General features: G+C 69.0%; 8 protein-coding genes. 3 read left to right on the top strand and 5 right to left on the bottom strand.

Annotation, left to right across the window (positions count from 1 at the left end; all coding sequences use genetic code 11):
- Positions 1–15: 15 nt before the first annotated feature.
- A complete protein-coding gene (locus tag CH341_RS23370; RefSeq protein ID WP_111421392.1) occupies positions 16–669 on the bottom strand; it encodes an EF-hand domain-containing protein in 654 nt (217 codons plus the stop codon).
- A gap of 275 nt (positions 670–944) precedes the next feature.
- Positions 945–1718: an EF-hand domain-containing protein gene (locus CH341_RS35345; protein WP_210208571.1), complete on the bottom strand. Its 774-nt coding sequence runs from the start codon at positions 1716–1718 to the stop codon at positions 945–947.
- Between the two features lie 535 nt (positions 1719–2253).
- Here CH341_RS35345 and CH341_RS23355 point away from each other — a divergent pair.
- Complete coding sequence (locus CH341_RS23355; protein WP_111421389.1) at positions 2254–3591, top strand: GGDEF domain-containing protein; 1338 nt, start codon at positions 2254–2256, stop codon at positions 3589–3591.
- Between the two features lie 132 nt (positions 3592–3723).
- Here the strand turns inward: CH341_RS23355 and CH341_RS23350 are convergent, their stop codons facing one another.
- Positions 3724–4605 (bottom strand): LysR family transcriptional regulator, encoded by an 882-nt coding sequence (locus CH341_RS23350; RefSeq protein ID WP_111421388.1) that lies wholly within the window; start codon positions 4603–4605, stop codon positions 3724–3726.
- 148 nt (positions 4606–4753) lie between these two features.
- Here CH341_RS23350 and CH341_RS23345 point away from each other — a divergent pair, with 148 nt between their 5' ends.
- Positions 4754–6751 carry an oxidoreductase gene (locus CH341_RS23345; RefSeq protein ID WP_111421387.1) on the top strand — a complete coding sequence of 666 codons (1998 nt, stop codon included), beginning with the start codon at positions 4754–4756 and terminating at the stop codon, positions 6749–6751.
- 130 nt (positions 6752–6881) lie between these two features.
- Here CH341_RS23345 and glnA read toward each other — a convergent pair whose 3' ends face one another.
- Both glnA and CH341_RS23335 read right to left on the bottom strand, forming a co-directional pair.
- Complete coding sequence (glnA, locus tag CH341_RS23340) at positions 6882–8291, bottom strand: type I glutamate--ammonia ligase (RefSeq protein ID WP_111421386.1); 1410 nt, start codon at positions 8289–8291, stop codon at positions 6882–6884.
- Between the two features lie 62 nt (positions 8292–8353).
- Complete coding sequence (locus tag CH341_RS23335) at positions 8354–8692, bottom strand: P-II family nitrogen regulator (protein ID WP_111356758.1); 339 nt, start codon at positions 8690–8692, stop codon at positions 8354–8356.
- Positions 8693–9077: 385 nt separating this feature from the next.
- Here CH341_RS23335 and CH341_RS23330 point away from each other — a divergent pair.
- Positions 9078–9879, top strand: an 802-nt coding sequence (locus CH341_RS23330) for an NAD(P)H-hydrate epimerase (RefSeq protein ID WP_245431214.1), incomplete at its 3' end; no start/stop codon positions are given.

Here is a 9879-nt window from a genome sequence, read left to right as displayed (position 1 = left end):
CGGGCCGCGGCGCGGTCAGGCGGCCGTCGCGAGGGCGCCGGCGGCGGACGACGTGCTGCTCGCCGTCGAGGACGGTGCGGCGCCGGGCGGGGGCGGCGGCGGGGCGCCGTTCTTGCCCATCTCCGCGGGATCCGGATGCTTCTGGTCGTAGGCGGCCTGCTCGGCGGCGCTCACAGTGCCGTCCTCGTTGGTGTCGGCGGCGTCGTAGGTCTCGCTCGACGAGGAGCTCGACGCGGCGGACGAGCCGGACGAGGCGCTCGAGCCGCCGCTGCTGGTCTCGCTGCTGGTCACCGTATTGATGCCGGTGTCGTCGCTGTCCGGCGTGACGGCGGTCGCGGTGTCCGCCGTCGCGCCGCTCACCAGCGCGGTCAGCGTGTCGGCGGTCGCGCTGGTCGAGCCCGTCTCCTGCTCGGTCAGAAGCTGGGTCCGCATGGTGGTGGAGAGGCTGTCGAACGCACTCTTCACCTCGGTCTCGGACAACAGCCCGTCGCTGTCCTGGTCGGCGCTGGTGAACAGCGTCGCAGCGTCGCTGCTCGACGTGCCGGCGAGCGCCGACGATGTCGACTGCAGCTCCTCCAGGGTGACGCCGCCGCTCTTGTCGCTGTCGAGCGTGCTGTAGAGCGATTGCAGGAGAGCCGTGGAGGTGGAGGAGACCGAACTGATACTCATGGGACGCAACCTCGCTGACTGGGATGTCGCCGAGCCGCGGCAGGCCAGTATGGAACACGTCCCGGAGCGTCGCCCCGCCGTGTTGAGCGGAGGTAAATCGCTGACGAAATTGTTGTTTCCGCTTCGTTGCGGGACACGGGCCGGAGACCGGGACGGTCTGTGGCGAGGCGCCGGGCGGCGGTCGGCGCGGAGATTCGAGCGCCGCGGCGTGAGAGTTCGGAAACAAAAAAAGGGGGCTTTCGCCCCCTGACTCACGAGTTGCGTCGTCGCTGTCGTTACAGGGTCGTGATGGTGTCGCGCACCAGCCGGTCCTTCTCCGGCGTGGTGCTCGGGCTGACGCTGGTGTCGGTGGCGGTCGGGGGGCGTGCGAGCGTCTTGGCCTGGCTGTCGCGCGCGGTGCTCTCGATCGCTTCGGCGGCCGCGTCGCTGTCCGTGTCGGTCGATGCGGTCGCCGGGTGGGCGGCCTCGTAGGTCTGCTGCTCGGGCGGGCTCACGGTGCCGTCGTGATTGGTGTCGGCCGGGTCGCTGGCCTCGGCCTGCTGGCCGCCCTTTCCGCCGGGACCGCCCGGGCCGCCGGGACCGCCCGGGCCGCCGGGGCCGCCCGGGCCTCCGCGTCCGCCGCCCGGCGGGGGAGGCGGCGGCTCGGCGCTGTCGCGGGCCGACGAGTCGGCGGCCGACGAGTCGGTCGCGGTCGCGCTCGTGGCCGCCGAGTCGGTGGCCGACGTCACCAGGGCCTGCAGCGTGTCGGCGACGGCGGTGTCGGAGCCCGAGGAGGACTCCTGCGCGCTCAGGAGCTGGCTGCGCATCGTGGAGGACAGGCTCTCGAAGGCCGACTTCACCTCGGACTGCGACAGCAGTCCGTTGCTGTCCTGGTCGGTCGAGCGGAACAGCGCCGCGACGTCGGTCTGCGAGGTCTTGCCACCGGACAACGAGGTGGCCGCGGTGCCGAGCTCCTGCAGCGTGACGCCGCCGCTGCGATCCTGGTCGATCCTGGAATAGAGCTGCTGGAGCAGCGCGCTCGACGAGGTCGAGGCCGAACTCACGCTCATGTGGGGGCCGCCTGTTGCTGCCTGGGATGTCGCGCGCGACGCGGCGCGGCAGGCCAGCACCGAATGTTTCCGTCCGAAATATCCCACCGTCGCATTGCCGGACCGTAAAACCGGTGTTTGGGTTTACGGCCCGGACCGGTAACCTTTCGGTAACCAGGACGCGCCGGCGTCTGCAGGGTACGAGAGGCCTTCCGCTGCGCCGAAAACGGGTGGGGAGGTTTCTTTGCACCACCCTTTGGGTTAACCCGTTTGGGGCCGTTTTTGCCGCGGCCGCCGCGGGCGCGCCGCAATTTTTGGAACGTATTCGACAGAATATTCGGTTGTTGGCGCTAACGTCACGATTTGGCAGGTGAATCTGTCGTCCTTTGCCTTTGTGCGGTGATTTCCGAACATTCTTCCCATCTTGCGATCAATTTCACCGAGAAAAACCGCCTATCTCGTTCAGCCCCTCGCAAAGCGTCTCCGCAGGCTCCGCTCGTCGGGGCGGCCGCGTCGTGCCTACACTCCGGGTGTTCATCGGCCCTCGGAGATCGTCATGACCACCTCCCACCCGGCAGCGACGATTGCCCTCGACGTCTCGACGCTGTTCGTGATCGCCACCTGCATCTCCTCGCTGCTCGGCCTCTTCCTGCTGAGCGTCTGGCGGCAGGAGCGCATCCGGGCGCTCGCCTGGTGGGGCGCGGCCTATCTCCTGGGCGGCTTCTCGGTCGCGCTGTGGAGCATCGAGGGGAGCGGGCTGCCGCTGCCGCAGGGGCTGCCCAACGCGCTCCTCTATCTCGCCTGCGGCCTGATCTGGAGCGCGGCGCGCGTCTTCCACGGCCGCGCCGTGCTGTGGGTGGCGATGAGCGCCGGCGCCTTCGCCTGGCTGCTGGCGAGCGCCTTCCCGGCCCTGATGGAGCCGGCCTCGCACCGGGTGATCGGAAGCTCGGTGATCATCGCGAGCTACGCCTTCCTGACCGCCTTCGAGCTGTGGCGCGAGCGCCGCAAGGCGCTGATCCAGCGCTGGCCGGCGCTGTTCGTGCCGCTGCTGCACGGCCTCGTCTTCCTGGCCCCGGTGCCGCTCGCCAGCATGATGCCGGACGAGAACGGCCTGTTCAGCCTCGCCACCGGCTGGTTCGCCGTGTTCGCGCTGGAGGCCATCCTCTACGTCGTCGGCACCGCCTTCATCGTGATGACGCTGAGCAAGGACCAGGTGCTGCGGCTGCAGCGCACCGCCGCCTCGACGGATCCGCTCACCGGCCTGTTCAACCGTCGCGCCTTCTTCGAAGGGGCGCCGCAGCTCGCCGCCGCGCAGACCCGCAAGCGCGAGCCGCTCGCCGCGATGGTGTTCGACCTCGACCACTTCAAGGCGATCAACGACCGCCACGGCCATTTCGTCGGCGACGAGGTGCTGAAGCTGTTCGCCGCGGTGATCGGCAGCACGCTGCGGGCGACCGACCTGGTCGCGCGGTTCGGCGGCGAGGAGTTCGTGGTGCTGCTGCCGGGCGGCGTCGACGAGGCGGCGATCGCGGCCGAGCGCGTCCGCAACGCCTTCGAGGAGGCCGGACGGCAGGTCGGCACCCACGCGATCGGCGCCACGGTCAGCGTCGGCGTCGCGGCGGGCGACCCGTCCACCGACGTCTCGGTGATGCTGATGGAAGCCGACGCCGCGCTCTATCGGGCCAAGGCGCTCGGCCGCAACCGCGTGGTGCGGGCGCTGCCCGGCGAGGCGACGCTGGCGGCCGCCGAGACGGCGCCGGAGCTGCCGGCCGTCACGCTCGCGGGGCTCGGCACCTCGCAGCCCGACTCCGCCGCCTGGGACGAGGCGCACGCCGCCATCCTGTGGAGCGTCCAGCCCGACGCCGCCCCGCCGCTCGTCCCGGCGGCGGCCTGATCGCCGGAGCCGCCGTCGCGTCTCTCCTCCGCGACACGCGCCGCCCGGACACGAATGCCGGCCCGAGCAGGGGGCCGGCATTCGGCGTTTGTCCGGAAGCAGCGCCGAGGCGTGGCGCCGTAGGAACCGGACCTATGCGGCGGCGCGTGGCCAGTCCTCGGCGATCGCCTTGATCAGCGACTGGGCCGGGGAGGGGACCAGCGGCCGGTACGCGATGGCGAGCATGAGTGGCGGCGGCCCGTCGGCCAGCGGCCGCATGACGACCCGGCTCGGCATCAGCTGCTCGGCATAGTCGGGCATCAGGGCGAAGCCGCCGGTCGCCAGGACCAGCGAGAAGGCCGACGCGATGTCGGCGGCGACATGGGTCGACGGCATCGCCAGGGCGCGCTGCTGGCCCCACGAATCGAGAGCGCCGCGCAGGAACGGGGCGACGCGGCGATTGACCGAGACGTAGGTGTGGTCGCGCAGGTCGTCGAAGCGCAGCGCCGGCCGCTCCGCCAGGGCGCTGTCGTCGCGGACGAAGGCGGCGATGCGGTGGCCGCAGATCGGCTCGAAGTGCAGGTCGACCTCCAGCTCGGCCGGCCGTGCGAAAGCGACGTCCAGCGTGCCGTCCTTCAGATCCTGGATCAGGCTGGCCGACGGCGAGCTGGTCACCTGGATGTCGACCTCGCCGACATGGCGGCGCGCCAGCCGGGCCAGCTCGGGCAGGATGCTGGTCTCCAGCCCCGGGATGATTCCGGTCCGCACCACCAGCGGGCTTCCCTGCACCTCGGCGACGGCGTCGTCGACCTGCTTCAGGATTTTTCGGACGTGGCCGAGAAACAGCTTGCCGATCGGCGTCAGCGCCATGCCGCGGACGCGGCGCTCGAACAGCGCGACGCCGAGCTTCTCTTCCAGGTCCCGGATCTGCCGGCTGAGCGACGGCTGCGCGGTGTTGAGCCGGGTGCGCGCGGCCTCGCTGATGCTGCCTTCGTCGGCGACCGCCAGAAAATACCGCAGGTGCCTGAGTTCCATACGTCATACCTCGGAGGCATGGGGATCAGCGCTATCAAGTCTTTGTAAGAATAGCAATGGAGCGGTATGGCGTCGCCGACCGGTGGCGTCCTGCTGCCGTGGAAGCGCAAAGCCCCCAGAGAGCGGGCGCTCGTCCGCTGACCCAGCCATGAAGCCAAATCATCGCATTCTGTTCGAGCCGATGACCATCGGCAGTCTCGAACTCAAGAACCGCTACGTCCTCGCTCCGATGGGGCCGGGTGGCCTGTGCGACGCCGACGGCACGTTCAACTATCGCGGCGTCGAGTTCTACGTCGAGCGGGCGCGCGGCGGCGTCGGCCTGCTGATGACGGGCGTCACCATGGTGGAGAACGACATCGAGAGATGCGCGCTCCCCTCGATGCCGTGCCCGACGCTGAACCCGCTCAACTTCGTCAAGACCGGCAAGATCCTGACCGAGCGCGTGCACGCCTACGACGCGCGGATCTTCCTGCAGCTGTCCGCCGGCTTCGGCCGCGTGTCGATCCCGTCCATCGTCGGTTCGACCGCGGTGGCGCCGTCGCCGATCCCGCACCGCTGGCTCGACGGCGTCACCTGCCGCGCGCTGACGATCGAGGAGATCAAGACTTACGTCAAAAAGTTCGCCGACAGCGCCGAGATCGCCCGCAAGGCCGGCTTCGACGGCATCGAAATCCATGCGGTGCACGAGGGCTATCTGCTCGACCAGTTCGCGATCTCGATGTTCAATCAACGCACCGACGAGTACGGCGGCAGCCTGGAGAACCGCCTGCGGTTCGCCGTCGAGATCGTCCAGGCCATCAAGGCGCGCTGCGGCCGGGACTACCCGGTGGCGCTGCGTTACTCGATCAAGAGCTTCATCAAGGACTGGAAGAGCGGCGGCCTGCCCGGCGAGGAGTTCGTCGAGAAGGGGCGCGACATCCCCGAGGGCATCGAGGCGGCCAAGCATCTCGAGGCGGCCGGCTACGATGCCTTCGACGGCGACGTCGGCTCCTACGACAGCTGGTACTGGAGCCATCCGCCCATGTACCAGGCCAAGGGCCTTTATCTGCCCTACAACGCGATCCTGAAGAACGTCCTGACGGTGCCGGTGATCACGGCGGGCCGCATGGACGATCCGGACCGTGCCGCCGACGCGATCACGTCGGGCAAGACCGACTTCATCGGTCTCGCCCGGCCGTTGCTCGCCGACTCGCGGCTTCCGAACAAGGTTCGGGCCGAGCGGATCGAGCACATCCGGCCGTGCCTGTCCTGCCAGGAAGGCTGCATGGGGCGGCTCGCCAGCTATGCGCAGATCTCCTGTGCCGTGAACCCGGCCTGCGGCCGCGAGGCCGATTACGGCCTGACGCCGGCGCTGGAGAAGAAGTCCGTGATGGTGGTCGGCGGCGGCATCGCCGGCATGGAGGCGGCCCGCGTCGCCACCCTCCGGGGCCACGTCGTCACGCTCTACGAGAAGTCGAGCCGCCTCGGCGGCGTCGTCATCCCGGGCGGCGTGCCGGACTTCAAGGAGGACGACCACGCCCTGATCCGCTGGTACGAGCGCGAGCTGCGCGATCTGCGGGTGCCGGTCGTCCTCGATACCGAGGTGACCGAGGAGACGGTGCGGGTCGCCTCGCCCGACGTGCTGATCGTCGCCACCGGATCGCAGCCGAAGCTCCTGACCATCGGCGACGCCGACAACGTCTACACGGCCGAGGACGTGCTCAACGGCGTCGTCTCGGTGGGCGACGCCACCATCGTGGTCGGCGCCGGCCTGGTCGGCTGCGAGACGGCGCTGTGGCTGCGCGGCCAGGGCAAGCATGTGACGATCGTCGAGCTGGCGCCGAAGATCCTGGCGCTGGCCGGGCCGCTCTGTCACGCCAATCACGACATGCTGCACGATCTGCTGGCCTTCAAGACGATCGAGATCATGACCTCGAGCTGCGTGACTGAGGCGGTCGAGGGCGGGTTCAAGGTGAAGACCGGCGACCAGGAGACGGTCGTCGCCGCCGACAGCGTCGTCCTCGCCGTCGGCTATCGCTCGGAGCACGGCCTCTACGACAAGGTCCGCGACCTGGTGCCGGAGGTCTACCGGTTCGGCGACGCCCGGCAGGTGTCGAACATCATGTATGCCGTCTGGGACGCGTACGAGGTGGCGCGTTCGATCTAAACGGCTCTCGGGTCCGCGAGGCTGCGCGACCTCCGGGTCGCCGGGCAGCCGGCCGCGCCGGACGAAAAAGGGGCGCCCCGGAGGGCGCCCCAAAGTCGGATCGTGACGAACGATCTGGAGGAAGCCGGCCTCAGCCGGAGTAGTACATCTCGAACTCGACCGGGTGCGGGGTGTGCTCGAACTTGATCACCTCGGTCATCTTCAGCTCGATATAGGCGTCGATGAAGTCGTCGTCGAAGACGCCGCCGGCCTTGAGGAAGGCGCGGTCCTTGTCGAGCGCCTCGAGGGCCTCGCGCAGCGAGCCGCACACGGTCGGGATCTGCTTGAGCTCCGCCTTCGGCAGGTCGTACAGGTCCTTGTCCATCGCCGGGCCGGGATCGAGCTTGTTCTTCACGCCGTCGAGGCCGGCCATCAGCAGCGCCGCGAAGGCCAGGTACGGGTTCGCCATCGGATCCGGGAAGCGGACCTCGACGCGCTTGGCCTTCGGGTTGGTGGTGTAGGGGATGCGGCACGAGGCCGAGCGGTTACGCGCCGAGTAGGCGAGCAGCACCGGCGCCTCGAAGCCCGGCACCAGACGCTTGTAGGAGTTGGTGGTCGGGTTGGTGAAGGCGTTGATCGCCTTGGCGTGCTTGATCACGCCGGCGATGTAGGACAGGCAGGTCTCCGAGAGGTCGGCGTACTTGTTGCCGGCGAACACCGGCTTGCCGTCCTTCCAGATCGACTGATGGCAGTGCATGCCCGAGCCGTTGTCGCCGTAGATCGGCTTCGGCATGAAGGTCGCCGTCTTGCCGTAGATGTTGGCGACCATGTGGATGCAGTACTTGTAGACCATCAGCTGGTCGGCCATGAACGTCATGGGCGCGAACTTCAGGCCGAGCTCGTGCTGGGCCGAGGCCACCTCGTGGTGGTGCTTCTCGACCTTGCAGCCCATCTTGGCCATCGCGGCCAGCATCTCGGAGCGCATGTCCTGCGCCGAGTCCTGCGGCGGCACCGGGAAGTAGCCCTTCTTGAAGCCGATGCGGTGGCCGAGATTGCCGCCCTCGTAGTCGGTGGCGCCGTTGATCGGCAGCTCGACCGAGTCGAGCCGGAAGCCGCAGGCGTACGGATCGGCCTGGAACTTCACGTCGTCGAACACGAAGAACTCGGCCTCGGGGCCGAAATAGATGGTGTCGCCGATGCCCATCGACTTCACCAGCGCCTCGGCCTTCTTGGCCATGCCGCGCGGATCGCGGTTGTAGGGCTCGCCGGTGGTCGGCTCGAGCACGTCGCAGACCAGCACCAGCGTGGTCTCGGCGAAGAAGGGATCGATCGTGGCGGTCGCCGGATCGGGCATCAGGCACATGTCGGACTCGTGGATCGCCTTCCACCCGGCGATGGACGAGCCGTCGAACATGACGCCCTCGGAGAACGTCTCCTCCTCGATCTGCGAGATGTCCATGGTGACGTGCTGCCACTTGCCCCGCGGATCGGTGAAGCGCAGATCGCAGTACTTGATGTCGTTGTCTTTGATCAGCTTCAGCACGTCTTTGGCCGTCGTCATAGATGCGTCCTTTGCTTTGCAAGCGTTACGAAAAACCCCGGGGGTTCGGCCGACCCCGGAGTTCAGATGGCGTCCAGGCCGGTCTCTCCGGTTCGGATCCGGATGACTTCCTCGACATTGGAGACGAAGATCTTGCCGTCGCCGATGCGGCCGGTCTGTGCGGCGCGCCGGATGGCGTCGATCGCCTTCTCGACCATATCGTCGGCCAGGACAACCTCGATCTTCACCTTGGGAAGGAAGTCGACGACGTATTCGGCCCCGCGATAGAGCTCCGTGTGACCCTTCTGCCGTCCGAAGCCCTTGGCCTCGGTCACGGTGATGCCCTGAAGGCCCACCTCCTGCAGTCCTTCTTTCACCTCGTCGAGCTTGAAGGGCTTAATGATCGCCTCGATCTTCTTCATCACACCTCGTCTCCCCGGCCCGCCGGAGGCCGATGCCAGCCGGCCCGCACACCCGTTAGCAGGGTCTATGCCAATCGCCGGAAGGCACGTTTTGCGCGGCTCTCCAGGCAATTGTCGTCCCCGGGCCGGGGCCCGGCCGATCCGGCCCCGACATGGCAGCTCAATAATTAGGCGATGTGCTTATAGACGCGCCAGTGGCTGCTCGCAAAGAGCCCCGCCGGTGCGCCTGGAGAGGTGGAGCGGTAACGCGATAGCGAAAACGTGAAGTTGCGACCCACGAAATCGGCGGGCTGGCGCACCGCCGGGCAGCGGGGGTCGTGAAGTCGACATGACGGCGGGCTAGTCCCGTGTTATGATGTTACCCGCAGAACCGTGACGGTCACCCATGCTGGCAGCCGCCGACGAGCTCCTGACCACGGCCGAGATGGGCGAGGCCGATCGCCTCGCCATCGCGTCCGGCATTCCCGGTATCGTCCTGATGGAGAACGCCGGCCGCGCGGTCGCCGAGGCGGTGGCGCGGCGCGACCCGCCGGGCAGCCGCGTCGTCGTGGTGGCCGGGCCGGGCAACAACGGCGGCGACGGCTTCGTCGCGGCGCGGCTGTTGGCCGAGCGGCGCTACCGGGTCTCGCTGCTGCTGGTCGGATCGCCGGACCGGCTGAAGGGCGACGCCGCCGAGGCGGCACGGCGCTGGACCGGGCCGGTCCTGCCGGCCGCCCCGGAGCATCTCGACGGCGCCGGCGATGCCCCCCATGTCGTCATCGACGCGCTGTTCGGCGCCGGCCTCGACCGTCCGGTCGACGGCCTGCCCAGGGCCATGATCGAGGCGATCGGCGCGGCCGCCGGGCGGGGCGCCCGGATCGTCGCCGTGGATCTTCCGAGCGGCATCAACGGCACCACCGGCGCCGTGATGGGGGCGGCCGTGCGGGCCGACGAGAGCGTCACGTTCTTCCGCGCCAAGCCGGGGCACTGGCTGCTGCCGGGCCGGCTGCATCGCGGGCGGCTGACCATCGCCGGCATCGGCATCCCGGACGCCGTTCTGGACACGGTGCGGCCGCGCTGCGCCCTGGTCGGCCCGGCCTTCGTCCGTGACATGGTGCCGCTGCCGAGCCTCGCCGGCCACAAGTACAGCCGCGGCCACGTGGTCGTCGTCTCGGGCGGTGCATCGACCACCGGGGCGGCCCGGCTCG

The sequence above is a fragment of the Rhodoplanes roseus genome (genome assembly GCF_003258865.1).
In the GTDB taxonomy this organism is placed as follows: domain Bacteria; phylum Pseudomonadota; class Alphaproteobacteria; order Rhizobiales; family Xanthobacteraceae; genus Rhodoplanes; species Rhodoplanes roseus.
Note: the sequence above shows the minus strand (reverse complement) of the source record. Positions and strands in the feature narration are given on the sequence as shown.

Excerpts from the sequence above, each read along its gene's own strand:
- CH341_RS23370 (WP_111421392.1), bottom strand. The coding sequence starts at position 669 with ATGAGTATCAGTTCGGTCTCCTCCACCTCCACGGCTCTCCTGCAATCG.
- CH341_RS35345 (WP_210208571.1), bottom strand. The coding sequence starts at position 1,718 with ATGAGCGTGAGTTCGGCCTCGACCTCGTCGAGCGCGCTGCTCCAGCAG.
- CH341_RS23355 (WP_111421389.1), top strand. The coding sequence starts at position 2,254 with ATGACCACCTCCCACCCGGCAGCGACGATTGCCCTCGACGTCTCGACG.
- CH341_RS23350 (WP_111421388.1), bottom strand. The coding sequence starts at position 4,605 with ATGGAACTCAGGCACCTGCGGTATTTTCTGGCGGTCGCCGACGAAGGC.
- CH341_RS23345 (WP_111421387.1), top strand. The coding sequence starts at position 4,754 with ATGAAGCCAAATCATCGCATTCTGTTCGAGCCGATGACCATCGGCAGT.
- glnA (WP_111421386.1), bottom strand. The coding sequence starts at position 8,291 with ATGACGACGGCCAAAGACGTGCTGAAGCTGATCAAAGACAACGACATC.
- CH341_RS23335 (WP_111356758.1), bottom strand. The coding sequence starts at position 8,692 with ATGAAGAAGATCGAGGCGATCATTAAGCCCTTCAAGCTCGACGAGGTG.